The organism is Mesorhizobium sp. B1-1-7, assembly GCF_006442705.1.
GTDB classification, from domain to species: Bacteria; Pseudomonadota; Alphaproteobacteria; order Rhizobiales; family Rhizobiaceae; genus Mesorhizobium; species Mesorhizobium opportunistum.
In genome coordinates, this window is record NZ_VFWQ01000006.1 from 300984 (window position 1) to 324209 (window position 23226).

The following is a 23226-nucleotide window of genomic DNA, read 5'->3' on the forward strand; positions in this document are numbered from 1 at the left end:
ATCGCGCGGACGCATCAATCCGGAAGGCCGGCCTTGCGGAAGCCGTCGACGAAATGCTCGAGCATCGCGTCGTCGCGGAAAGGCTCGGTCCAGACCCAGTGGCTGGTCGTGAAATGCGGGTTGCTGACGAGGAACAGTTCGACCTCGGCGCGCGCCTCGTCGAGCCGGCCGAGCTGGGCCAGGCTTGCCGCCAGGAAACGGCGTGAGCTCGTGCGATAGGTCTCGTCCCGGCGCAGGGTCTCGACCGCGGCTTCGTAATCGCGCGCCGCATATTGCGCCTGGCCGAGGGTGAGATAGTACCAGTTTGCCGGAAACGGGTTCAGCCGGAACGCCTTGCGGATATGCTCGAGGCCCTCCTCGACTCGCCCAGCCAGTGTAGCGATGTCGGCCAGTGTTGCCCAGGCGTCTGCCTCGTTCGGGTCGAGTTCGAACGTCTTGGCGAACTCCGCCTCCGACTCGGCGAAACTGCGCTCATAGGCAAGCAGATTGCCGAGCACCCAGCGGCAGCCGGCATCATTGGGATCGATCGCCACGGCCTTGCGCGCCAGATCCAGGGCGACGCGGCGGTTGGGCTCGACGGGTTCGCCCCAATGCACCCACCCCATCCAGTGGTTCATGGCCAGCCAGCGGTAGGCTTCGGCATAGTCCGTATCGAGCGCAATCGCGCGCGTCAGCATCAGATGCGCTTCCCGTGCCGTCTGCGGCGTATCGTCGATCAGCTTGCGCGCCCGCACGCAGAGATCGTAGGCCTCGAGACTGCTGGGCCGGTTGCGCGGCGGCGGCGCGCGCAGCCGGCCGAGCAGCGCCTCGATGATCTTGGCTATCACCTCGTCCTGTACGGCAAAGATATCGTACAGCCGGCGATCGAAGCGTTCCGCCCACAGGTGTTCGCCGCTCATCGCGTCGACCAACTGGGCATTGATGCGCACGCGGTCCGCGGCGCGCCGTGCGCTGCCTTCCAGCAAATAGCGCACGCCAAGCTCCCTGGCGATCTCGCGCACGTCCATCGCCTTTCCCTTGTAGGCAAAGGTCGAGTTTCGCGCGATGACGAACAGGCCGGAGGCCCGCGACAGGTCGGTGATCAGGTCTTCGGTCAGCCCGTCCGCGAAGGCTTCCTGCCCGGGATCGTTGCTGAGATTGACGAAGGGCAGGACGGCGATCGATGGTTTGTCGGGCAGCGGCAAGGTTTTTCGCTTCGCGCCGGCAAGCTGTTCGATGGCCCCGGTAAAGCGGTAGCCGACGCGCGGAACCGTGGTGATCCATTCACCGCCATCGCTAGCCGGACCAAGCAGCTTGCGCAGCTGCGCGATCTGGACGGTGAGGTTGCCTTCCTCGACGGCCGTGCCCGGCCACGCTGCATCCATCAACGCCGCCTTGGCCAGGATTTCCCCCGGCCGTTCGACGAACGCCGCAAGCAGCTTCAGCCCGCGGTAGCCGACGGCAACGGGCTCGTCGTTCCGAAGCAGCGTCCCTGCGTCCGGATCAAGCACGAACGGACCGAAGGCAAAGCGCGATCCCTGCATGGAGCGCATCTATAGAGCAATTCCGCGAAAAGTACGAAGCGCTTTTCCGGGCGGAAGCGGGGTACATTTTCCCAGGGAGAACTGCATCGAAAACAAGGAGTTAGAGCCCGTTTGGAACTTTTGAGAACTATTTGGGGGGCTTTAATTACGGCGCCGTCCGTATCCGGCAGAATTCAACCTCATTCATTCAGGTCGAGGGGCTCCCAACCCTCGGAACCCCCAACCCTTGGAACTCCATGGAGGTTGTCATGAACAATACCCTTGCATCGGTCCGGCATCAGGCGGCGCGGCATGTCGGGCGGACGTCGCGTCGGCACTACAGCCTGGCGGCCCTGCGCGGCGCGATCGCGGCTTGGCGGAACCGAGCCCGCTTTCGCTGGGAGCTCAAGCAGATGTCGCTGGCCAATCCCCATTTGATCGACGACATCGGCCTGACGAAACGGCAAGCCGAGGCGGAGATCGCCAAGCTGCCCTTCTGGCAACGATGACAGCCGAAAGCACGACGGATCCCTGAGGTCCGGGGTCGGATTGTTGAAGGACGGGGTCGGATTATTGAAGGGATTGTCGCCGTCGTCCCTTTAGCGATCGCCCGCATCATGCCATGATCCCGGGGTCGGCCGTGGGGCCGATTCTTCATCGGGGGTTTTCATGTCTTTCACTTTCGCGCGCCGGTTCGCCGCCGCGTTTTCGCTTGCCGTCCTTGTCGCACCAGCCGCCCATGCCGGCGACGTCACCTTTGCCATCAAGAACAGCCATCCCAACGCCATGCGCGTCGAGCTCTACAGCCAGGACCGCGACTATATCTGGCCCGGCGGTGGCAAGGACTTCTATCTCGACGATGGCGAGACCAAGCAGCTGCCGATCTCCTGCAACGAGGGCGAATCGATCTGCTACGGCGCCTGGGTCGATGGCGACGAGGAGACCTACTGGGGCGTTGGCCCCGGCAACAAGGAAAAATGCGAGGATTGCTGCTACACCTGCAGCGGCGGCGAGACCGAGGAGATCAATCTGGTCCCCTGACCGGCTTGCCAGCTTGACGGTTTTCCCGCCGACGCCCTAGCCTGCGTCGAGACGATCACCCAGAGCGCGCCGTACAGCTCCCTTTTGAGATGCGGCGTGCTCCAGGCAACAGGAGCACGGCAATGGCAGGCACGGTCGAGGGCGACAAGATCGACGTCGGGTTCTCCGGCAAGCGCTGCATCCACTCACGCAACTGCGTGCTCGGCGATCCGCATGTCTTCGTGCCCAACGCGCCGGGCCAATGGATCCATCCCGAGGCGGCCAGCGTCGAGAAGATCGTCGCCATCGCCGAAAGCTGCCCGTCCGGCGCCATCACCTACACCAGGAAGGATGGCGGGCCGCAGGAACAGCCGCCGGTGGTCAACACCGTGCGGCTGCGCGAAAACGGCCCGCTCGCCGTTCACGCCGAGATCGTGCTCGCCGGCGAGACCTTCCACCGCGCCACGCTCTGCCGTTGCGGCGCGTCGCAAAACAAGCCGTTTTGCGACGGCAGCCACACCAAGGCCGGGTTCACCGCCACCGGCGAACCGGCGCTGAAGGATACGCCGGCGCTCGACGCGAGGAATGGTCCGCTGACGGTGACACCGACGACGAACGGCCCGCTCAAGCTCGAGGGCAATCTCGAGATCGTCACCGGCACCGGTCATACCGTCGATCGCACGCAACGCACCTTCCTCTGCCGCTGCGGCCATTCCGCCAACAAGCCGTTTTGCGATGGGTCGCATAAGAGGGTTGGGTTTGTGGGGTAGCCGTTTGGTCGGCGGGACAGCACCCCCCTCTGTCCTGCCGGACATCTCCCCCGCAAGGGGGGAGATTGGCAGCATCTCTGGCGGCACCCTCTCTGCGGCGCTGAAGGTTTGCGACAGCGTGGGTGACATCTGATCTCCCCCCTTGCGGGGGAGATGTCCGGCAGGACAGAGGGGGGTGCTGGCCCGCCGACGTTGCTTGTTCGCCAACAACAATCTCTCTTCCTTGGCCCAGCGCTCGCGGCTTTATCGGCCGTCCACTATCGGCTAAGGGCAGGGCAAATAAATTCTGCCATCGGACCGCCACCAAAAATGACCGCCAAGACCAAGCCAAGACCGCTGTTCCTCGGGATCGATACCGGCGGCACTTATACCGATGCCGTGCTGTGGTCCGAGACCGAAGGCCCGCAGCAGGGGCCGAACAAGGGCAAGGTGCTGGCCAAGGCCAAGGCGCTGACCACGCGGCACGATCTTGCCGTCGGCATTTCCGGCGCCGTCGATGCGGTGCTACACAAGGCCGGCACCGATCCGGCTGCGATCAAACTGGTCTCGATGTCGACGACGCTCGCCACCAACGCGCTGGTCGAGGGGCAGGGCGGCCGGGTGGCGCTGGTCATGATCGGCTTTTCCGAGGCAGACCTTGCCCGCGACGGGCTGAAGGCCGCGCTCGGCACCGATCCGGTGGTGTTTTGTCCGGGCGGCCACGATGTCCACGGCAATGCCGCCAAGCTCGATCTTTCCGGGCTTGAGGCCGCCTTGCCGGAACTCGGCGCCTCGGTGTCCGGCTTTGCCGTCTGCGCCTATTTCGCCACCCGCAATCCGGCGCATGAGGTCGCTGCCCGCGAGTTGATCCGGGAAAAAACCGGCCTGCCGGTCACATCGAGCCACGAGCTGTCGGCCAAGCTCGGCGGCCCACGCCGGGCGCTGACCACCTTGCTCAATGCCAGGCTTATCTCGATGATCGACCGGCTGGTGGCGGCAACCGAGGGCTTTCTCGCGGAGCGCAACATCGCCGCCCCCTTGATGGTGGTGCGCGGCGACGGCGCGCTGGTCTCGGCGGCATTCGCCCGCCAGCGGCCGATCGAGACGATCCTCTCCGGGCCTGCCGCCAGCCTGGTAGGTGCCCGCCACATGACCGGGCTCGACAATGCCGTGGTCTCCGACATCGGCGGCACCACCACCGACGTCGCCGTGCTCGATGGAGGTCGTCCACGCCTCGATCCGGAAGGCGCCACTGTCGGCGGCTTCCGCACCATGGTCGAGGCCGTCGCCATGCGCACCTTCGGCCTTGGCGGCGATTCCGAAGTGGCGCTGGAAGATGGCGCGCTCAACCCGAGGATCCTGCTCGGCCCGCGCCGTCTGGTGCCGCTGGCGCTGGCCGGCATGGCGCATGGTGACGCCGTGAGATCGGAACTCGAGCGACAGCTGCGCGCACCCAATACCGGCCGCATGGATGGCCGCTTCGCGGTGCGCACCGGCGTGCCGGACAGGCTCGCCGCCGGGCTGACCGCTCCGGAGGCGCGGCTTTACGAGGCGATCGGCGCGATCCCGCTTGCCCTCGACAGGCTGCTGACGTCGAATGCCCAGAACGCCACCTTGAATCGGCTGGTCTCGCGCGGGCTGGTGCACATTTGCGGCTTCACCCCCTCGGACGCGGCGCATGTGCAGGGCAAGCAGTCAAACTGGGATGCCGCCACCGCCCGCCTCGGCGCCGAGCTGTTTGCCCGCAAGCGCGACGGCCGTGGCCAGCCCATCGCTGCATCGCCCGAGGTGATCTCGGAGCGGGTGCTGGTGACGCTGACGCGCTGGTCGGCAGAATACATCCTCGAAACCGCCTTTGCCGAGGACGGGCTCGACGGCGCCGCCACGGTCGCGCACGCGCTGGTGCAGCGTGCCGTCGACGCGCATCCCGGCATCGCCCGCCTCAGCGTCGCGCTCGACCGTCCGGTCATCGGCCTCGGCGCCTCGGCGCCGCTGCACTATGCCGGCCTTGCGCCCCTGGTCGGCAATGAGTGCGTTGTGCCCGATGATACCGATGTCGCCAACGCGCTCGGCGCCGTCGTCGGTCAAGTCAGGGTCTCGGCCGAGGCGCGGGTCAGCCAGCCCAAGGAAGGGCTGTTCCGCCTTGCCTCGGGCGAAACCGTGCGCGATTTCCTCGACGAGGCGGCAGCGATCGCGGCCGCCGAGGCCGATGTGCGCGCCATCGTCGCCCAGCGCGCCAAGGATGCCGGCACCGACAGCGCCGAGATCGACGTCGCGACCGAGTTCAAGGTTTCCACAGTCGAAGCCCAGCGCATGTTCATCGAGGCGCATGTGGTCGCGGTGGCCTCGGGACGGCCAAGGATCGCGGTGTGAGGGCGATCTCCCCCCTTGAGGGGGAGATGTCGCCGAAGGCGACAGAGGGGTCGCCGGACATAAGGCGCTAGCCTCTTCTGTTCAAAGCAGGAGGTCGCATCCAGTCGAACCGACCCCCTCTGGCCTGCCGGCCATCTCCCCCTCAAGGAGGGAGATCGGCAGCGTCACCGCTCGCCAAAACGCTCGCCTTCAACCTAAGCTGAATTGACCCTGCAACCCCAACATGTCAAACGCCCCGCAAAGCCTTTCATCTGGAGCAGCCTGATGACCGATCGCGTCGAAATCGCCGGATTGCGGATTGCCCGCGAGCTGCATGACTTTGTGGCTGGCGAGGCGCTGCCCGGCACCGGCATCGAAGCGGCGGCCTTCTGGAACGGTTTTTCTGCCATCGTCCACGACCTCGCGCCGAAGAACCGGGCGCTGCTGGCAAAACGTGACGCCATGCAGGAGAAGCTCGACGGCTGGTATCGCGATAACGGTGCCCCGATCGACATGGAGGCCTACAAGGGCTTCCTCAGGGAGATCGGCTATCTCGTGCCCGAGGGGCCGGCCTTCAGCGTGTCGACGGACAATGTCGACCCCGAGATCGCTGTCGTTGCCGGACCGCAGCTGGTGGTGCCGGTGATGAATGCGCGCTATGCGCTCAACGCCGCCAATGCGCGCTGGGGCTCGCTCTACGATGCGCTCTACGGCACCGATGCCATTCCCGAGACCGATGGCGCCGGGAAGGGCAAGGGCTTCAACCCGGCGCGCGGCACCAAGGTCATCGCCTGGGCCAAGGACTTTCTCGACCAGTCGGTGCCGCTGACCACGGGAAAATGGGCTGGCGTCAACGGCCTCTCGGTGGCGCACGGCGCGCTGAAACTGGGTGAGGGCGCCGGCGTCACCACGCTCGCCGATCCCAAGCAATTCGTCGGCTATCGCGGCGACGCTGCCAACCCGCAAGCCGTGCTGCTGGTGAAAAACGGCCTGCATGTCGAAATCGTGATCGACCGCGACAATCAGATCGGCCGCACCGATCCGGCTGGCATTGCCGACGTCATCCTGGAATCGGCGCTGACCACCATCCAGGACTGCGAGGATTCGGTCGCGGCGGTGGATGCCGAAGACAAGGTCGTGGTCTATCGCAACTGGCTCGGCCTGATGAAAGGCGATCTGGCCGAAGAGATCACCAAGGGCGGCAAGAGCTTTGTCCGCAAACTCAATCCGGATCGCTCTTACACCGCACCCGTCGGCGGCACGCTGACCGTGCCCGGCCGTTCGCTGATGCTGGTGCGCAACGTAGGTCACCTGATGACCAACCCGGCGATCCTGGACCGCGACGGCAACGAAGTGCCAGAAGGCATCATGGACGCCGCGATGACGGCGCTGATCGCGCTGCACGATGTCGGGCCGAACGGGCGGCGGATGAATTCGCGCGCGGGCTCGATGTATGTGGTGAAGCCGAAGATGCACGGGCCGGAGGAAGTCGCCTTCGCCGTCAAGATTTTCGACCGCGTCGAAGCCCTGCTCGGCATGCCCGGGAACACCATCAAGATGGGCATCATGGACGAGGAGCGGCGCACCACCGTCAACCTCAAGGAGGCGATCCGCGCCGCACGCGAGCGCGTGGTGTTCATCAACACCGGCTTCCTCGACCGCACCGGCGACGAGATCCACACCTCGATGGAAGCCGGCCCGATGATCCGCAAGGGCGACATGAAGCAGGCCGCCTGGATTTCCGCCTACGAGGCGTGGAATGTCGACACCGGGTTCGAATGCGGGCTCGCCGGCCATGCCCAGATCGGCAAGGGCATGTGGGCGATGCCCGATCTGATGGCGGCGATGCTGGAACAGAAGATCGCCCACCCCAAGGCCGGCGCCAACACCGCCTGGGTGCCGTCGCCGACGGCGGCGACGCTGCATGCCACGCATTACCACAAGGTCGATGTCCACGCGGTGCAGGCGGCGCTGAAGAGCCGTCCGAAGGCAAAACTCGACGACATCCTCTCGGTGCCGGTCGCCGTGCGGCCGAACTGGACGCCCGACGAGATCCAGCGCGAACTCGACAACAACGCGCAGGGGATTCTGGGCTATGTCGTGCGCTGGATCGACCAGGGCGTCGGCTGCTCCAAAGTGCCCGACATCAACGATGTCGGCCTGATGGAAGACCGCGCCACGCTGCGCATCTCCTCGCAGCACATCGCCAACTGGTTGCGCCACAAGGTGTGCTCGCAAATCCAGGTGCGGGATTCGCTGCAACGCATGGCGGCCATCGTCGACCGCCAGAATGTAGGCGACCCGCTCTACCGGCCGATGGCGCCCGATTTCGACGGCTCGATCGCCTTCCAGGCCGCCTGCGACCTGGTGTTCAAGGGCACCAGCCAACCCAACGGCTACACCGAGCCGGTGCTGCACGCGCGGCGGCTAGAGCTGAAGGCAAAAGCGACGGCCTGAAAACGCATCGTTTCACGGAACGGCGAACCGCTCTATCTCCTTGTTCTAACGCAATTCCCAAGGGAAAGCGCTATATGCGCTTTTCCCGGGAAAACCGTTCCACACTTTTCCTGGAATTGCTCTACGCCGCCTGCGCCATCCGCTCCGAGCTCATGCGATAAGAAATCGCCTCGGCCAAATGGATGCGGCCGACGGTTTCGCTGGCGTCGAGGTCGGCGAGCGTGCGCGCCACTTTCAGCACCCGGTGGTAGGCGCGCGCCGAAAAGGCGAGCTTTTCGCTGGCGTCCTTGAGCAGCGACAGCCCGGCGGCATCCGGCATGGCGATCTCTTCGATCATCGCCGGCGCGCAATGCGCGTTGGTGGTGGCGCGGGTGGCGCCGAGCCGTTCGAAGCGTTCGCGCTGGATGGTGCGCGCCCGGGCAACGCGCAGTGCGACCGCCGCGCTTTTTTCCGCCCGGTCTGGCCGGATCAGGTCGCTCGCCGAGACCGCCGGCACTTCGATCCTGAGATCGATGCGGTCGAGCAGCGGGCCCGAAATGCGCGCCTGGTAGTCGGTGCGGCAGCGTTCGCCGCGCAGGCAGCGATAGCCCGGCTCGCCGGCCATGCCGCAGCGGCACGGGTTCATCGCCGCCACCAACTGGATGCGCGCCGGATAGGTGACGCGATGGTTGGCGCGCGCGATCATGCAGTCGCCGGTCTCCAGCGGCTGGCGCAGCGCATCGAGCGTCTGCGGCGTGAATTCCGGAAACTCGTCCAGGAACAGCACGCCGTGATGGGCCAGCGATACTTCGCCCGGCCGTGCGCGCATGCCGCCGCCGACCATCGCCGCCATCGACGCCGAATGATGCGGCGCGCGGAACGGCCGCCGGTCGGTCAGCTTGCCTTCGCCGAGTTCGCCCGCCACCGAGGCGATCATCGAGACTTCGAGCAATTCCTTCGGCGCCAGCGGCGGCAGGATCGACGGCAGCCGCTGCGCCAGCATCGATTTGCCCGATCCGGGCGGGCCGACCATCAGCAGATTGTGTCCGCCGGCCGCCGCCACCTCCAGCGCCCGCTTGGCGGTCTCCTGGCCCTTGATGTCGGCGAGGTCAGGCAGGTCCAGCGCCGAGGCGTGGATGCCGGCCTCCGGCCGCGACAGCACCTGCGTGCCGCGGAAATGGTTGGCGATGGCAATCAGGCTGCGCGGCGCCAGAATGTCGAATTCCCGCCCCGCCCAGGCGGCTTCCGGTCCGCAGGCGAACGGGCAGATCAGCCCCTTGCCCTCGGCATTGGCGCCGATCGCCGCCGGCAACGCACCGGCCACGGCGGTGATCGTGCCGTCGAGCGAGAGTTCGCCGAGCACGACATAGCCGGCCAGCATGTCGCCGGGAATGGCGCCAAGGGCGGCCATCAGGCCGAGCGCGATCGGCAGATCATAATGGCTTCCTTCCTTGGGCAGGTCGGCGGGCGCCAGGTTGATGGTCACCTTCTTCGACGGCATCGACAGGCCCGACGCATGCAGCGCCGCCTGCACCCGCTCGCGGCTTTCGGCCACCGCCTTGTCGGGCAGGCCGACGATGTGCATGTTGACCTTGCCGGGTGCGATCATCACCTGCACGTCGACCGGCACGGCCTCGATGCCCTGGAAAGCGACCGTGCGAACCCGCGCCACCATTTTAAAGCCCCCGGGCCGTAACCCCTGCGATTGGCCAAGAATGACCCCTCGCGGAGACAATCACAATTCTTCGGCCATATCAAGAACATTACGAGAACAGGCAAACGCCATGGTTGCAGGCGGATTGTGCCCGGCTGCAAAAGCGGAACATGGTTAAGACAAAATGAAAACGGCCGCTTCCGCTTGCAGGCCCGATACCTGGCGGGCGACGAGTATACGATCGCGGACATGGCGCTTTGGGGTTGGGCCGCCTCGGCCGGCTATGTATTCGGCGCGAAAGGCCTTGGCGACTGTCCCAACGTCATGCGCTTCATGGATGAAGTGACCAACCGCCCTGCCGTTCAGCGCGCTTTGGATATGAAGACGAAGCACACATTCAAGGCTGAGCTCGATACCGAGTCACGCCGCGCCATGTTCCCGCAAAACGAGATGGCGACCGCATGACCTGTGCCGCCGGCAGCTTCTGCTGTCGGTGGCTTGTTGTTGGCAAGATGGGAAACAGTCCAGGGAAACTACGGAGCTCCTGGTTTGTTCTCGGACACGGTGGGCCGCTGATCGGCAAGGCAAACATATCCGCATTTGCCGCACCTGACCTTGGCGCTTGCGTCATGGATATCTTCGCCCGGCTCAAGGTCGAAGCCGCTATTTCCGCACTTTGGGAAAACTGTGAAACCGATACGTCGAACAACTTTAGTCCAGGCCATTCGCTTTCCCCGTTCAACGGCTGGTCGGACAATCGCTGCCTTTGCAACCGTATCGCGCCCGATTGCAAAAGCGGAACATGGTAAAGCGGGTTACCGCCGCTTCCCCTCGACGGCATCCCAGAACAGGCTGGCGATGTCGGCGCCGCCGAAGCGCTGGACTTCGCGCACGCCGGTCGGCGAGGTGACGTTGATCTCGGTCATGTAGTCGCCGATGACGTCGATGCCGACCAGGATGAAGCCGCGTTCTTTCAGCGAAGGCCCGATGCGGGCGCAGATCTCGCGCTCGCGTTCGGTCAGTTCGGTCTTTTCGGCGCGGCCGCCGACATGCATGTTGGAGCGGGAATCGTGTTCCGCCGGCACGCGGTTGATGGCGCCGACCGGCTCGCCGTCGATCAGGATGATGCGCTTGTCGCCCTTGCGCACGTCCTTCAGGTAGCGCTGCACGATATAGGGTTCGCGGAACATCTGGCCGAACATTTCGAGCAGCGAGGCGAGGTTGCGGTCAGCCTCCAGCATGTGGAAGATGCCGGCGCCGCCATTGCCGTACAGCGGCTTGATGATGATGTCGCCGAACTCCTTGCGGAAGGCGGCGACTTCGAGCGGATCCTTGGTGATCAGCGTGTCCGGCATCAGGTCGGGAAACTCGGTGACGAAGATCTTTTCCGGACTGTTGCGCACCCAGGCCGGATCGTTGACGACCAGCGTCCCGGGGTGGATGCGTTCAAGGATGTGCGTGGTGGTGATGTAATTCATGTCGAAGGGCGGATCCTGGCGCAGCAGGATCACATCCATCTCCGAGAGGTCGGTGCGCACCTTCTCGCCCAGCGAATAGTGGTTGCCCTTCTCGTCGCGCACCTGCATCTCCTCGATGCGGGCAAACACCTTGCCGTCGCGCATCGACAGCCGGTCGGGCGTGTAGTGGAACAACCGGTGCCCGCGCCGCTGCGCCTCCAGCGACAGCGCGAACGAGGTGTCGCCGGCGATCGACACGGTGGAGATGTGGTCCATCTGGACGGCGATTTTCAGCTTCATGGCAAGTCCCCAACACAGTCGACGAGAGCGATATAAGGGTCCCGGCGCCTTCTGCCAATCGTCACATCCGGAAGATCGGCAACAGCAAGACGCAAACCCAGCACGCCCGATCGCGACAAGGACCGCGACAGGGATCGCGACAAGGCAAGTGCCTGCGTCATCGTTTTCTTAAGCCTTCCCATACAAGAATAGGCCTCGAATATCCCAACGGCAGGCGCCGGACGGGGATTCCCGATGGAACAACGACCATGAACGCGCTCACCGCCATCCGCGCCGCCTCGACCAAACAGCTTGAACTCACCATCCTGATGCCGTGCCTCAACGAGGCCGAGACATTGGCTGTCTGCATCGGGAAGGCCAGGGCCTTCCTCGACAAGGCCGGGATCCTGGGTGAGGTGCTGATAGCCGACAATGGCAGCACCGATGGTTCGCAGGAGATCGCTGCCCAAGGCGGCGCCCGTGTCGTCCCGGTGACGCAGAAGGGCTATGGCGCCGCGCTTCTGGGCGGCATCGGCGCCGCCAGGGGCCGCTTCATCATCATGGGCGATGCCGACGACAGCTACGATTTCGGTGCGCTGGATGCCTTCGTGGCGCGCTTGCGCGACGGCGCCGACCTGGTGATGGGCAATCGCTTCCAGGGCGGCATCGAAACCGGTGCCATGCCGCCGCTGCATCGCTATCTCGGCAATCCGGTGCTGAGCTTCGTCGGCCGCCTGTTTTTCCGCATCAGGACCGGCGACTTCCACTGCGGCCTGCGCGGTTTCAACACCGACAGCATCCGCAACCTCGACCTGCAGACCACGGGCATGGAATTCGCCAGCGAAATGGTGGTGCGCAGCGCGCTCGCCGGCCTGCGCATCGAGGAAGTGCCGACCACGCTCAAGCCCGACGGCCGCAGCCGGCCGCCGCACCTCAGGACCTGGCGTGACGGCTGGCGGCATCTCAAATTCCTGCTGGTCTACAATCCGCGCTGGATGTTCTTCATACCGGGCACGGTGCTCGCCAGCCTTGGCCTGTTGTTCGCGGCCCTGCTGGTGTTCGGGCCGTTGCGGGTGATCGATAATCTTTCGCTCGACCTCAACACCTTCGTCGCCGCCTGCTTCATGATCATCACCGGTATCCAGCTCATCACCTTCGGCGCCATATCGCGATACTATGCCGAGATCACCGGCATCCTGCCGCGCAGCCGCGGCTCTGATTGGCTGACCAGGACCATCAGCACCGATCGTCTTGCCGCCAATGCCGGCATCTGCTTCGCCGGTGGCGTGCTGTTCGTCGGCTATGCCGTGCTGCGTTGGGCACATCTTGGCTTCGGCCCGCTGAACGATTCCGAAATCCCGCGCATCGTCGTGCTGGGCTTGAGCCTGATCGTCATTTCGTTCCAGGCCTTCTTTTCGGCATTCCTGCTCGGTGTCCTGGAGATCCCGGTCAAGCGGCTGAAAGCCGGCCAACCCACCGGATCAGGCGAATCCGTCGCGACTGCTGAAAAATGAACCGGCTCGTGCGAAAATTCGCCGCGGTACGGCTTATCCGTTTCGCCGTCGTCGGCATTGGCGCCGCGCTGCTGTTCTTCGTGCTGTCATGGGCCCTGGTGTCGGCCGGCTTGCCGCCGTTTGTCGGCAGCGTCATCGCCTATATGCTGGCCTTTGTCATGGCCTATTCGGCACAGCGTGGCTGGACGTTCGAGGGACAGCACGACCATCGCCGTGCATTGCCACGTTATCTCGTCAGCCAGTTGGCCTGCGCAATGTTTGCGGGCCTGTTGGCCCATGTCGCGGTGTCGATATTTTCAGCGTCGCCGCTGGTGATGTCGGCCGTCATCACGGTCGCCGCGGGCGCGGCGAGCTATGTGCTTTCATCGGTTTGGGTTTTTCGCGACGAAAAAAGAGCCGCGTGAGAGTGTTCGATCGCGGTCCGCGCGTTAGAGCAATTCCAGGAAAAGTGTGAAACGGTTTTCTGGGGAAAAGCGCCTAGCGCTTTCCCTTGGGAATTGCGCCAAAACAAAGAGTTAGAGAGGTTCGACGTTTCCGTGAAACGGTGAACCGCTCTAGCGAAGCGACGCGACGAAGTGCAGGCCCCTGTCGAACAGCAGGTTTGCCGGAAACGGATACAGCGACAGGTTTTCTCGCCAGCTTTGGGCTTTGAGCCCGATCCCGCCGAAAATCGCGTCCCATTCCTGCCTGGACAGATAGTTGTAGGGCAGCCTCACATCGTGGCCCTTGTTTCCCACCCAGTCCATGAACCGGAGCGTGCCGTAGGCGAAGAGCCCGTCGCGCAGGTGATCCTTGATGACAACGCCCTTGCGGGCGACCCTTGCGGCTTCGGCGACAAGATGGCCGGGATTGTCCGTGTGGTGGAGGACGTCGACTATGGTCACCCAGTCGAACGATTTGGACGCGGCCGGAATCGTAACGCCGTCGAAGATCTCTACGGGAATGGCCGTGCGCGGCCGGACAAAAACATCGATCCCGCGAAACGTCAGCCCCGGTTTCCGTTCCATCACCGCCTTGGCGAGCGAGCCATCGCCGCAGCCGAGGTCGAGAACGGTGCCGTCGGCGCCCAGCGCGGCGCCGATATGGTCGGAGAGGACCCGGATGCGGCGTTGAAACACCGCCCGGCCGTGGGCGGCATTCAGTATCTTTTTTTCGATCGCCACAACGCTCATGCCCAAGGTCCAGACCGAATTGCCCATTCATTCCCTGGTCCGGGACCATATTTGCGAATAACAAACAAAGCGTTTCGCGACATCGGGTTGCCGGTGCAACACCGGTTTAAGGTTTGCGCAGTGAGTTCGCGATAGGTTTCCTTCGCCAAAGAGAGCGCCAGAGGCCGTCCCGTGACTCCCGCCGACACCACGATTTCCGTCAAGGCCGCGCAGCCTGCGTCACGGCGCAACGACCTCGCGGTTGCGTTGATTGCCACGCTGGCGATGGTTGCCGTCAACGCGCTCGGCGGTTTCCCAGGCTTGACCGATACCGGCGGCGACAATGACAGTCTGCTGCGTCTGGTCGAGGTTCGGGATATGCTGGCAGGCCAGGGCTGGTTCGACCTGCATCAGTACCGGATGGGCGTTGAAGGCGGCTTCGTCATGCACTGGTCGCGACTGGTCGACGCGCCGCTCGCCGCCATCATCCTCGTGGCCTCGGCACTGACCGGCAGCATGGCCATGGCCGAGACCGTCGCCGAGGTGCTCTGGCCGGCGCTGCTCTTTTGCCTGGCTCTGCTCTTTACCGTCCGCGCGGCGCGCAGTTTTGCCGGCGCGGGCGCTGTGCTGCCGGCTGCCGTCATCGGTGCCGCGGCGTTGCACTTCATCGGCATCTTTTCGCCCGGCGCGCTCGATCACCACAATGTCCAGCTGACGCTGACCATGGCCAGCTTGAGCCTGCTGCTCGAGGCGCCCGTGCGGCGATGGGCCGCCCTACTTGCGGGCCTGTGCGCGGCGCTGACGCTGGCGGTCGGCATGGAAACGGCGCCCTATGTCGCCACCATCGGCGTCTGCGTCTCTCTGCTGTTTGTCGCCGACCCCAGCGGCGAGCGACGGATCGCCAGGGATTTCGGCCTCGGCTTTGCCGGCGTTTCAGCGCTGGTCTTCCTCACAACCATCGCCCCATCGGCCTGGGGCCAGCCGCAATGCGATGCCTTTTCGACCGTGCAGTTCGTGGTGGCCGCTCTCGCCGGATGCGGCCTCGCCGCCGCGGCCTCGCTCGACATGGCCAACTCCACGCTCGGCCGGCGCCTGATGGCGCTCGGCCTGCTTGCGCTCGTACTGGCGGCTGTCATGGTGTTCTTGTTTCCGCAATGCCTGGCTACGCCCTATGCCGAGATCGACCCGCGCCTGAGCCAAATTTGGCTCGGCCATATCGAAGAGGCGCAATCGATCATCCAGCTTGTCTTGGATGATCCGGCCATGGTGGTGACACGGTTTGCCACGCCGCTTGTGGCGATCGTGCTGATGGCGCTTCACTTCAGCCATGGCGGCTGGCGGCGGCAGGACAGCCTCGTCGGCGCGCTGCTGGTTGTGGCGGTCCTGGTCAGTGCCTGGGAAGTGCGCGGCTCGACCTTCTCCATTGCCTTGGCGGTGATCCCGCTTTGTGCCTGGATCGCCAAGTGGCGGCAACGGGCCGAAGCCAGCCCGTCGCGCAACTCCGTGCTCAGGATGGCCGCGGCCTGGCTGATCTCGGTCAACGCGGTCTGGTCGGGCGCGGCCGGGGCCGCATCGGGCGCCTTCGAAACCGGGGCGGCGGCCAAGGACGCCGGCAGCGATGCGCTTTGCCATGGCAAGGCGTCGTTCGCTGCGCTCGGCCGCATGCCGGCGACCACGGTTCTCAGTATCTCCAATCTCGGCTCGCCGATCCTTGCCTTCACGGGCCATCGCGCGCTCGCCAGCCTCTATCACCGCAACGTCGCCGGCAACGTGCTCGCATTGGATGCCTTGCTGGGATCGGCGGCCGAAGCGAAGGCCATCCTCCAAAGCCGGCATGTCGGCCTTGTCGCGCTCTGCCGCGGCAATCCGGAAAGCCGGCTGTTCGCGGCCACGGCGCCGGACGGCTTTCTCGCCGGGCTGATGCGCGGCGGCGTGCCGGGTTGGCTGGAGCCGGTGGCGGAGACCCGTGGCGCCCCGCTGGAGCTCTATCGCGTCCGTCCCACCGGTTGAGCCGGTTGAAAATCGGCGTGAAGAACCGGTTGAAATCGGCGTGAAGAAAAGGCCTTTTCACGCGCCACGGACACCTTCGCGGAGGCAATGCATTTTAGCCGCGAAAAATCGATTTTCGGGATACGTTTCCTAAAGGGTTTCCTGCCAGTCTCGAACATAAATTCCGACGTCGAGAAAACAGGGACACCGATGCAAACTCCGTTTGGCACCGGTCAGGCAAACAGGGAGAGCACGGATCTGGCATTTACAGATCCGTTGACCGGGCTTGGCAACCATCGCCGCTTCTTCGACAAGGTCGATCGCCTGATCAGCGATCGTGCCGACGATCCCGCGCCCTTCACTGTCGGCATCCTCGACCTTGACGGCTTCAAGCCGATCAACGATTTGTTCGGCCACAAGGCCGGTGACGACATCCTGATCCAGGTCGCGATGCGGCTGCGCGCCTCGATGGACGGCCACTCGACGGTCTGCCGCATCGGTGCCGACGAATTCGCCTTCCTCTATCCGCTGGTGTTTTCAGAGGAAGCAGCGGCCGAGAAATCCCGCATGCTGATCGAGATCCTGTCGGCGCCCTACGATGTCGGCGAACGCACCGCCAGGCTGTCGGCCTCGGTCGGTTGCTCGCTGTTCTATTCGGGCGACGAGACCACCGAGATCCTGATCAACAAGGCCGAAACGGCGCTCTACCACGCCAAACGGTCCGGCCGTGGCCGGGTCGTCGTCTACACCCGCGAGATGGAAGAGGCGGCCAAGCGCGTCACCCGCATCGAGCAGGCGCTGCGCCGTGCCGTCTCGGCCGGCGAGGTGGAGCCGCATTTCCAGCCCATCGTCGATCTCAACACGCGCCAAACCATCGGCTTCGAGACGCTGGCGCGCTGGACCGACCGGGACCTCGGCGCGGTGCCGCCGACCGTCTTCATCCCCATCGCCGAGGAGCGCGGCATCATCGGCCCGCTGTCGCAGCTGGTGCTGCGCAAAGCGACCGAGGCGGCCCGCAGCTGGCCGAAGGACCTGTTCCTGTCGTTCAACCTGTCGCCTTCGCAGCTCGTCGACCAGAACACCGGCCTGCACATATTGGCGATCCTCGACCGCACCGGCTTCGACCCGCGCCGGCTGGAGATCGAGATCACCGAGACCGGCCTGATGAACGACCCGGCCTCGGCCGCGCAGATCGTCGAGGACCTGCGCCGCGTCGGCATCCGCGTCTCGCTCGACGATTTCGGCACCGGCCAGTCCTCGCTCGGCCGTCTGCGCGAATTCCATTTCGACAAGCTCAAGATCGACCGCGCCTTCGTCTCCTCCATTCTCGACGACCGGCCGTCCGAGCACATCATCCGCGCCATTCTCGCCATGTGCGAGGGGCTTGGCATGGATGTGGTCGCCGAGGGTATCGAAGAGGAAGCGCAGGCCGACCGCCTGGTGCAGTTCGGCTGCGCCGGCGGGCAGGGCTATCTGTTCGGCAAGCCGGTCGACGCCGACGCCACGCTCGGCTATCTCCGCGATTCCTTCCGCGGCGCCTTGCGCGCCAAGGCGATCTGACCGGCGCTAGCGGCATTGCCCACCATGCGACGATGCCGCTTCGCGGTCCCGTCGCCTTTTTGTCCGACATAAGCCCTTAAATCCGCCTTTTCGCCCTTGCCCACGCGACGTCTCTGGCTAGGATGCGCGCCGATTGAGCGCGGAGAGAAAAGACATGATGCCATCGGCGGATTTTGCCGACCTCAAGGGCGCATCGGTGCTGATCACCGGCGGCGGTTCCGGGATCGGTGCGGCCCTGACCGAGGGTTTCGTGCGCCAGGGCGCCAATGTCGCCTTCATCGACATCGCCGATGAGCCCAGCATCGCGCTTGCCGATCGCATCGGGAGGGATTTCGGCCGGCGGCCGCTCTATCTCAAGACCGACCTGCGCGATGTCGAGGCGCTGCGGGCCTCGGCTGCGAAGGTCGCCGACGCGCATGGCGATGTCACCGTGCTCATCAACAATGCCGCGTGGGACGAACGCCACGCCGTCGAAGACGTGACGGTGGAGTTCTGGGACAACAACCAGGCTATCAATCTCAGGCCGCATTTCTTCACCGCGCAGGCCGTGGCGCCGGGCATGAAGCGGGCCGGCGGCGGCTCGATCATCAACTTCACCTCGACATCCTATCTGATCAACCATCCCGACATGCCGGCCTACACCGCCGCCAAGGCGGGCATCCTCGGTCTCACCAAGGGCCTGGCCGGCAAGCTTGGGCCCGACCGCATCCGCGTCAACGCCGTCGCGCCCGGCTGGGTCATCACCGAGCGGCAGCAGCAACGCTGGGTGACCGAAGAGGCGCTTGCCGCCCATGTCGCCAAACAGTGCATCAAGGATATCATGCGGCCGGACGACATGGTCGGCACCGTGCTGTTCCTGGCCTCGGATGCCTCGCGCATGCTGACCGCGCAAATGCTGATCGTCGATGGAGGTTTCCTGTGAGCCCGGGGTTTGCCGGCAACGCGCCGGCGGTAGCGGCGATCGATTGGGGCACGACCCGGCTTCGGGCATGGCTGATCGACGGCAGCGGCAAGCTGCTTGCAGAACGTCGCGGCGACGATGGGCTGATCACGGCGCGCGAAAAAGGGTTTTCGAACGTGCTGGAAGGCCACTTGGCCGCCATGGGCGCGCCCGACGCGCTGCCCGTCATCATCTGCGGCATGGCCGGCTCTCGCCAGGGCTGGATCGAAGCGCCCTATGTGAGCGTGCCGGCGCCGATCGGCGCCATCCTGCGCGGCGCGGCGCGCATCGAGGGCGAGCGCCGCGACATCCGCATCGTGCCGGGCCTTGCCCAGCGCCTGCTCGACGCGCCGGATGTCATGCGCGGCGAGGAAACACAGCTTGCCGGCGCTGGTTTTCCGGCAAAGGGGCGGCATCTCGCCTGCATGCCGGGCACGCACTCGAAATGGGTCGTGGTCGAGGATGGCGCCGTTGCCGGCTTCGGCACATGGCCGACGGGCGAATTGTTCTCGGTGCTGGCCGCGCATTCGATCCTAAAGCATTCGCTGGGCGAGCATCCGGCTCCGGTGGCGGTGCACAGTCCGTTCTTCCGGCAATGGTGCGAACGGGCACTTGGCGAGGGCGGCGATGTCACTTCGAAGCTGTTTGCCATCCGCGCCGCCGGGCTCTTGCAGGACCTGAAGTCGGAGGATGCGGCGGCCTGCCTGTCCGGGCTTTTGATCGGCGGCGAGGTCGCCTCGGCGAAGCGACGCTATGGCGCCGGCGGTGCGCCCGTCGTGCTGATTGCCTCGGGCGCCCTTGCCGTGCTCTACCAGGCAGCACTTGGCCTTGCCGGGCTCGAGGTGCGCGGCGTCGATGCCGACGAAGCCGTGCGTGCCGGCCTTATTGAAGCCGCGCGCGAAAACGGCATGATCGCCAGAACCGGAGCCTTGGCATGACCGAGACCGCAGCCTTTCCAAAACTCAAGCGCGGTCTGGTCGCCATCCTGCGCGGCCTGAAACCGGCTGAAGCTATCGCCATGGGCCAGGCCCTGTTCGACGCCGGCATCGAGGCGATCGAGGTGCCGCTCAATTCGCCGCAGCCATTCTCGTCGATCGCCAGGATTGTCCAGGTGCTGCCGAAAACGGCTCTGGTCGGTGCCGGCACGGTGCTGACGGCTGCTGATGTCGACGGGCTGCACCAGGCCGGCGGGCGGCTGCTGGTCAGCCCCAACATCGATGCCGAGGTGATGGCGTGCGCCATGCATTACGGCATGGTCACCATGCCCGGCGTGTTCACGCCCACCGAGGCTTTCCAGGGGATCCGGCTGGGAGCTTCGGCGTTGAAATTCTTCCCGGCAAGCGTGCTGGGTGCATCAGGCATTTCCGCGATCCGGGCGGTGTTGCCGGCGCAGACGCTGGTCGGTGCCGTCGGCGGCGTTTCGGAAAAGGACTTTGCCGGCTACAAGGCTGTCGGCGTGACGGTCTTCGGCCTCGGCTCCAGCCTGTTCAAGCCAGGCATGAGCGTCGACGAGGTGGCGGTGCGTGCGCATGCCGCGGTCGCGGCCTGGGACGCGGTGTTCGGAGACGCATGATGAGCGAAGCGATCGTTTCGGTTTTTTCCGATCACGTCTGCCAGCTCGGCGAAGGCCCGAGCTACGATCCCGCCACCGACACGCTGTTCTGGTTCGACATCGTCAACGGACAATTGCTGGAAAAGCGCCTGTCCGGCGGCGCGACCATCGTCCACCAGCTTGGACAGATGGCCAGCGCCATCGCCATCATCGACGACAAGCGCCAGCTGATCGCCACCGAGACCGGCCTTCATGTCCGTGACGTCGCGACCGGCAAGCTGACGCTGCACACGTCCGTCGAGGCCGACAATCCGGTCACCCGCTCGAACGATTCGCGCGTCCACCCCTGCGGCGCCTTGTGGATGGGCACGATGGGCAAGGGCGAGGAAAAGGGCGCCGGCTCGATCTACTGGTTTTTCAAGGGCGAGCTGCGCCGCCTGTTCTCGGACATCACCGTCACCAATTCGATCTGTTTTTCGCAAGATGGCGCGCTCGCCTATTACACCGACACTTCGACCGGGCTGCTGATGCGGGTCGCCTGCGATCCGGCCACCGGCCTGCCTGCCGGCGAGCCGAAGATCTTCGTCGATCACCGCTCGGCCAAGGGCTATATCGACGGTTCGGTGCTCGACCGCGACGGCATCCTGTGGAACGCCTGCTGGGGCGGCAGCGCCGTCGAGGCCTATGGCCCCGACGGCAAGCTTGTCCGCACCGTCGCCATGCCGGTGAACCAGCCCTCCTGTCCGGCCTTCGTCGGCAAGAACGCCGACCGGCTCGCGGTCACCTCCGCCTGGTCGGGCAAGAGCGAGAAGCAGCGGCTGCTGGACCTGCAGGGCGGCATGACCTTCCTGCTCGACATTCCCGTCAACGGCCGTTTCGAGCCGCGCGTTCTGATCGCCTGAGCAAGGCCCGGCGATCGGGCGTTTGATTTCCACTGTCACCCAGGCGTCCGGCCCGGGTCGGTTTCGCGAAAGCCGTTTGCGGCTGAAGTGCGATGGTGGGCGATCCTACCGCCGGGAAGCGTCCATCCTATGTCTAGCACCAAGCCCAAGCTGATCCTTGTCCACGAGCCGGAAAAGGCCTGCTTCGACCGTCTCGTCGCCGATGGTCATGCGAGCGAGCGCGCCGCCGAAATCGCTTCCTACCTGGCGCAGTCGACGGACCTTGGCCGGGAATTCGATGCGCTGGACGAGGCCTGCCAGGTGCGCGGCCTGTCCTTCACGCCGGTGCTGCTCGACGATGCCGCGCATGTGCTTGCCGGCGAGAATCCCGCCACGACGCTGGTCTGGACGCTGACCGACGGCATCGCCTATTTCCGTGGCGGTGCTGCCCCCGCTTTGGCGAGGCTGGGTGGGTTCAAGACGATCGGCGCCGACGATGCCCTGTTCGCGCTCTGCCAGGACAAGTTCCGCTCCGGCGCCGTGCTTGGCGCGTTGGGCCTGCCGGTGCCGCAGGCCGGTCTCGCGCGCAATGGCCAATGGCTGGTCCAGCCGCCGACTTCCGCCGCCGGCTGGTTCGTCAAGCCCAACCGGCTCGGCGCCAAGATCGGTATCTGGCCGGATTCGCGCAGCGGCGATCTCGGCCATGCGCTGGAGCTTAGCCGGCGTGTTTTCGCCGCCTATCGCGACGATGTCGTGGTCCAGCCCTATGTCGCCGGCCGCAACGTGCGCGCCTCCTTCCTCGGGCTGGCGCCGGAAGTTGGCGTCGAGGCGCTCGGCATTGTCTTTGTCGATTCAGGCGCCGATTTCCAGACCATGGCGGACAGCCTGGCGCTTTACGGCGAAACCGGCGCGGCGGCGAAGGCGGCGGGGCTCTATGCCGAACCGGAACTCGTCGCCGTTGCCGACGTCCAGCCGGCTGCCGACGCCGGGATCCGTGCGATCGCCGCGCGGCTGATGAGCGGGCTCGGCCTGCGCGACGTCTTTTCCATCGACCTGCGGGTCGAGGCCGACGACACGCTCCACCTGATCGAATTCGAGGTCTGCCCCGGCCTGCCCTGCTTCGATTTCCGCGCCTATTGCCGGTCGCAATGGGGCCTGGGTCTTGCCGATGCCATGGCCGAAACCGCCGCCAGCCGGCTGGCCAGTTAGTATCTCGGCGCATGAGTTTGACGATCGCTTGGATTGACAGATCTCGTGCATTGGCCATTGGCAGAAACATCCATCGCTTCGTCATCCACGGGCGGAGCAAGGAGCGAAGCGACGCAGTGCAGACCCGAGGATCCATGCCGCGACTTCAAGGCGCCACTACGGAGCAGAATTCTGCTCCGTAGCGCTTCACGACTAAGGTCCCGGCATGGATACCAGGGTCTCCGCGACGGAGCTTTGCTCCTGCTTCGCCCAGGGATAACGAAGTTTAGAGGCTTCGGGCCAATATCGAATGTCAGTGATTACACCGCTGAAAAGACCGATGAAGTCTTGCCGCCGACAGGCTCCTCCTGTGCGGCGCTGGTGGTTTACTAGGGCTCGGACGTCGATTGCTCGATGGGCCGCGCGCCGGCCATGTAGCGGATGTTGTCGAACGGCTCCGGCCGCTTGTCGGCTAGGCTCCACAGCTGCCGGCTGGTGCCCGGCAGATCGCCCAGATAGACGTGCAGGGCTCCGGAGCGGGTGCTGCCTGTATTGGCGACCGAGTGAATGGTGCTGGAAGACATGTGCACCAGCGCCGGCGCCGAAAAATCCTGCCGTTCGGGCTCATCGACCCGGTCGCCGGCGAGCGGGTAGATGAAGTTGGTCTCGCCACCCCAATAGATGCCGACCAGCGCATCCATCAAATGATTGTGCGGCGGATACTGCACGCCGGGCGAAAGCGTGATGTGGTAGATCGTCAGCTTCGGGCTCGCGTGCAGCAACAGCTCGTCGTCGTCCTCTTCGTGAACGAGGCGGCCGAGTGCGTGGAAGCGCTTGGTGTAGTCGCCGAGCACGGCCTTGACCTGACCGAAGGGATCGGCACCTGCCGCCGCGTTGACGATATCGCTGATGGCGGGGTAGAGAGGAGAGTCGGCGGATAGAGGCATTCCACAGCTCCTGTCTGAGATGCTCAGAAACAATAGCTAAGATGGTCAATCCGAG

Annotated in this window: 21 protein-coding genes; 16 read left to right on the top strand and 5 right to left on the bottom strand. The window is 65.1% G+C overall.

What is annotated here, in order from left to right; all coding sequences use genetic code 11:
- Positions 1-14 precede the first annotated feature (14 nt).
- Entirely contained in the window at positions 15-1523 is a 1509-nt protein-coding gene (locus FJ978_RS12710) for a winged helix-turn-helix domain-containing tetratricopeptide repeat protein (RefSeq protein WP_140572430.1), read from the bottom strand.
- Positions 1524-1771: 248 nt separating this feature from the next.
- Here FJ978_RS12710 and FJ978_RS12715 point away from each other — a divergent pair, with 248 nt between their 5' ends.
- The 5 genes from FJ978_RS12715 to FJ978_RS12740 all read left to right on the top strand — a co-directional run bounded on the left by FJ978_RS12715 (position 1772) and on the right by FJ978_RS12740 (position 8080).
- Entirely contained in the window at positions 1772-2011 is a 240-nt protein-coding gene (locus FJ978_RS12715; protein WP_140572379.1) for a DUF1127 domain-containing protein, read from the top strand.
- Positions 2012-2171: 160 nt separating this feature from the next.
- A complete protein-coding gene (locus FJ978_RS12720) occupies positions 2172-2543 on the top strand; it encodes a hypothetical protein (protein WP_013891997.1) in 372 nt (123 codons plus the stop codon).
- Positions 2544-2665: 122 nt separating this feature from the next.
- The gene (locus FJ978_RS12725; protein WP_140572380.1) at positions 2666-3292 is read left to right on the top strand and encodes a CDGSH iron-sulfur domain-containing protein; all 627 of its coding nucleotides are present in this window, start codon (positions 2666-2668) and stop codon (positions 3290-3292) included.
- A 309-nt stretch (positions 3293-3601) separates the two neighbouring features.
- Positions 3602-5644, top strand: a complete 2043-nt coding sequence (locus tag FJ978_RS12735; protein WP_140572381.1) for a hydantoinase/oxoprolinase family protein — start codon at positions 3602-3604, stop codon at positions 5642-5644.
- 264 nt (positions 5645-5908) lie between these two features.
- Positions 5909-8080 carry a malate synthase G gene (locus tag FJ978_RS12740; protein WP_140572382.1) on the top strand — a complete coding sequence of 724 codons (2172 nt, stop codon included), beginning with the start codon at positions 5909-5911 and terminating at the stop codon, positions 8078-8080.
- A gap of 121 nt (positions 8081-8201) precedes the next feature.
- Here FJ978_RS12740 and FJ978_RS12745 read toward each other — a convergent pair whose 3' ends face one another.
- Positions 8202-9734: a YifB family Mg chelatase-like AAA ATPase gene (locus tag FJ978_RS12745; protein WP_013891993.1), complete on the bottom strand. Its 1533-nt coding sequence runs from the start codon at positions 9732-9734 to the stop codon at positions 8202-8204.
- A gap of 30 nt (positions 9735-9764) precedes the next feature.
- Between FJ978_RS12745 and FJ978_RS32965 the strand changes: the two genes are divergently transcribed.
- The gene (locus FJ978_RS32965) at positions 9765-10178 is read left to right on the top strand and encodes a glutathione binding-like protein (RefSeq protein ID WP_210241440.1); all 414 of its coding nucleotides are present in this window, start codon (positions 9765-9767) and stop codon (positions 10176-10178) included.
- A complete protein-coding gene (locus tag FJ978_RS12755) occupies positions 10175-10522 on the top strand; it encodes a hypothetical protein (RefSeq protein ID WP_140572383.1) in 348 nt (115 codons plus the stop codon). The genes FJ978_RS32965 and FJ978_RS12755 overlap by 4 nt, the downstream gene beginning before the upstream one ends.
- 6 nt (positions 10523-10528) lie before the next feature.
- Here FJ978_RS12755 and gshB read toward each other — a convergent pair whose 3' ends face one another.
- Positions 10529-11470 carry a glutathione synthase gene (gshB, locus tag FJ978_RS12760; RefSeq protein ID WP_140572384.1) on the bottom strand — a complete coding sequence of 314 codons (942 nt, stop codon included), beginning with the start codon at positions 11468-11470 and terminating at the stop codon, positions 10529-10531.
- Positions 11471-11718: 248 nt separating this feature from the next.
- Here gshB and FJ978_RS12765 point away from each other — a divergent pair, with 248 nt between their 5' ends.
- Together FJ978_RS12765 and FJ978_RS12770 are read left to right on the top strand one after the other, a co-directional pair.
- The gene (locus FJ978_RS12765; RefSeq protein ID WP_140572385.1) at positions 11719-12963 is read left to right on the top strand and encodes a glycosyltransferase family 2 protein; all 1245 of its coding nucleotides are present in this window, start codon (positions 11719-11721) and stop codon (positions 12961-12963) included.
- Positions 12960-13367 carry a GtrA family protein gene (locus FJ978_RS12770; protein WP_140572386.1) on the top strand — a complete coding sequence of 136 codons (408 nt, stop codon included), beginning with the start codon at positions 12960-12962 and terminating at the stop codon, positions 13365-13367. Before FJ978_RS12765 ends, FJ978_RS12770 begins: the two co-directional genes overlap by 4 nt.
- Before the next feature lie 150 nt (positions 13368-13517).
- On the opposite strand, the gene FJ978_RS12775 is transcribed toward FJ978_RS12770, so the two are convergent.
- Positions 13518-14162 carry a methyltransferase domain-containing protein gene (locus FJ978_RS12775; protein ID WP_013891988.1) on the bottom strand — a complete coding sequence of 215 codons (645 nt, stop codon included), beginning with the start codon at positions 14160-14162 and terminating at the stop codon, positions 13518-13520.
- A gap of 144 nt (positions 14163-14306) precedes the next feature.
- Between FJ978_RS12775 and FJ978_RS12780 the strand changes: the two genes are divergently transcribed.
- The 7 genes from FJ978_RS12780 to FJ978_RS12810 all read left to right on the top strand — a co-directional run bounded on the left by FJ978_RS12780 (position 14307) and on the right by FJ978_RS12810 (position 22245).
- A complete protein-coding gene (locus tag FJ978_RS12780) occupies positions 14307-16124 on the top strand; it encodes a GtrA family protein (protein ID WP_140572387.1) in 1818 nt (605 codons plus the stop codon).
- Between the two features lie 189 nt (positions 16125-16313).
- On the top strand, positions 16314-17663 hold the full coding sequence (locus tag FJ978_RS12785; RefSeq protein ID WP_140572388.1) for an EAL domain-containing protein: 1350 nt from the start codon (positions 16314-16316) through the stop codon (positions 17661-17663).
- A gap of 154 nt (positions 17664-17817) precedes the next feature.
- The gene (locus tag FJ978_RS12790) at positions 17818-18585 is read left to right on the top strand and encodes an SDR family oxidoreductase (RefSeq protein WP_140572389.1); all 768 of its coding nucleotides are present in this window, start codon (positions 17818-17820) and stop codon (positions 18583-18585) included.
- Positions 18582-19541 carry a 2-dehydro-3-deoxygalactonokinase gene (locus FJ978_RS12795; protein WP_140572390.1) on the top strand — a complete coding sequence of 320 codons (960 nt, stop codon included), beginning with the start codon at positions 18582-18584 and terminating at the stop codon, positions 19539-19541. Before FJ978_RS12790 ends, FJ978_RS12795 begins: the two co-directional genes overlap by 4 nt.
- Entirely contained in the window at positions 19538-20176 is a 639-nt protein-coding gene (locus FJ978_RS12800; protein WP_140572391.1) for a 2-dehydro-3-deoxy-6-phosphogalactonate aldolase, read from the top strand. Before FJ978_RS12795 ends, FJ978_RS12800 begins: the two co-directional genes overlap by 4 nt.
- The gene (locus tag FJ978_RS12805) at positions 20176-21057 is read left to right on the top strand and encodes an SMP-30/gluconolactonase/LRE family protein (protein WP_140572392.1); all 882 of its coding nucleotides are present in this window, start codon (positions 20176-20178) and stop codon (positions 21055-21057) included. The genes FJ978_RS12800 and FJ978_RS12805 overlap by 1 nt, the downstream gene beginning before the upstream one ends.
- A gap of 129 nt (positions 21058-21186) precedes the next feature.
- Positions 21187-22245, top strand: a complete 1059-nt coding sequence (locus FJ978_RS12810; protein WP_140572393.1) for a D-alanine:D-lactate ligase-like protein — start codon at positions 21187-21189, stop codon at positions 22243-22245.
- Positions 22246-22613: 368 nt separating this feature from the next.
- On the opposite strand, the gene FJ978_RS12815 is transcribed toward FJ978_RS12810, so the two are convergent.
- Positions 22614-23171 (bottom strand): autotransporter, encoded by a 558-nt coding sequence (locus FJ978_RS12815; protein ID WP_140572394.1) that lies wholly within the window; start codon positions 23169-23171, stop codon positions 22614-22616.
- Between the last annotated feature and the right edge of the window lie 55 nt (positions 23172-23226).

Coding starts and splice junctions, on each gene's coding strand:
- FJ978_RS12710 (WP_140572430.1), bottom strand. CDS start 1,523: ATGCAGGGATCGCGCTTTGCCTTCGGTCCGTTCGTGCTTGATCCGGAC.
- FJ978_RS12715 (WP_140572379.1), top strand. CDS start 1,772: ATGAACAATACCCTTGCATCGGTCCGGCATCAGGCGGCGCGGCATGTC.
- FJ978_RS12720 (WP_013891997.1), top strand. CDS start 2,172: ATGTCTTTCACTTTCGCGCGCCGGTTCGCCGCCGCGTTTTCGCTTGCC.
- FJ978_RS12725 (WP_140572380.1), top strand. CDS start 2,666: ATGGCAGGCACGGTCGAGGGCGACAAGATCGACGTCGGGTTCTCCGGC.
- FJ978_RS12735 (WP_140572381.1), top strand. CDS start 3,602: ATGACCGCCAAGACCAAGCCAAGACCGCTGTTCCTCGGGATCGATACC.
- FJ978_RS12740 (WP_140572382.1), top strand. CDS start 5,909: ATGACCGATCGCGTCGAAATCGCCGGATTGCGGATTGCCCGCGAGCTG.
- FJ978_RS12745 (WP_013891993.1), bottom strand. CDS start 9,734: ATGGTGGCGCGGGTTCGCACGGTCGCTTTCCAGGGCATCGAGGCCGTG.
- FJ978_RS12755 (WP_140572383.1), top strand. CDS start 10,175: ATGACCTGTGCCGCCGGCAGCTTCTGCTGTCGGTGGCTTGTTGTTGGC.
- gshB (WP_140572384.1), bottom strand. CDS start 11,470: ATGAAGCTGAAAATCGCCGTCCAGATGGACCACATCTCCACCGTGTCG.
- FJ978_RS12765 (WP_140572385.1), top strand. CDS start 11,719: ATGAACGCGCTCACCGCCATCCGCGCCGCCTCGACCAAACAGCTTGAA.
- FJ978_RS12770 (WP_140572386.1), top strand. CDS start 12,960: ATGAACCGGCTCGTGCGAAAATTCGCCGCGGTACGGCTTATCCGTTTC.
- FJ978_RS12775 (WP_013891988.1), bottom strand. CDS start 14,162: ATGGGCAATTCGGTCTGGACCTTGGGCATGAGCGTTGTGGCGATCGAA.
- FJ978_RS12785 (WP_140572388.1), top strand. CDS start 16,314: ATGCAAACTCCGTTTGGCACCGGTCAGGCAAACAGGGAGAGCACGGAT.
- FJ978_RS12790 (WP_140572389.1), top strand. CDS start 17,818: ATGATGCCATCGGCGGATTTTGCCGACCTCAAGGGCGCATCGGTGCTG.
- FJ978_RS12800 (WP_140572391.1), top strand. CDS start 19,538: ATGACCGAGACCGCAGCCTTTCCAAAACTCAAGCGCGGTCTGGTCGCC.
- FJ978_RS12805 (WP_140572392.1), top strand. CDS start 20,176: ATGAGCGAAGCGATCGTTTCGGTTTTTTCCGATCACGTCTGCCAGCTC.
- FJ978_RS12810 (WP_140572393.1), top strand. CDS start 21,187: ATGTCTAGCACCAAGCCCAAGCTGATCCTTGTCCACGAGCCGGAAAAG.
- FJ978_RS12815 (WP_140572394.1), bottom strand. CDS start 23,171: ATGCCTCTATCCGCCGACTCTCCTCTCTACCCCGCCATCAGCGATATC.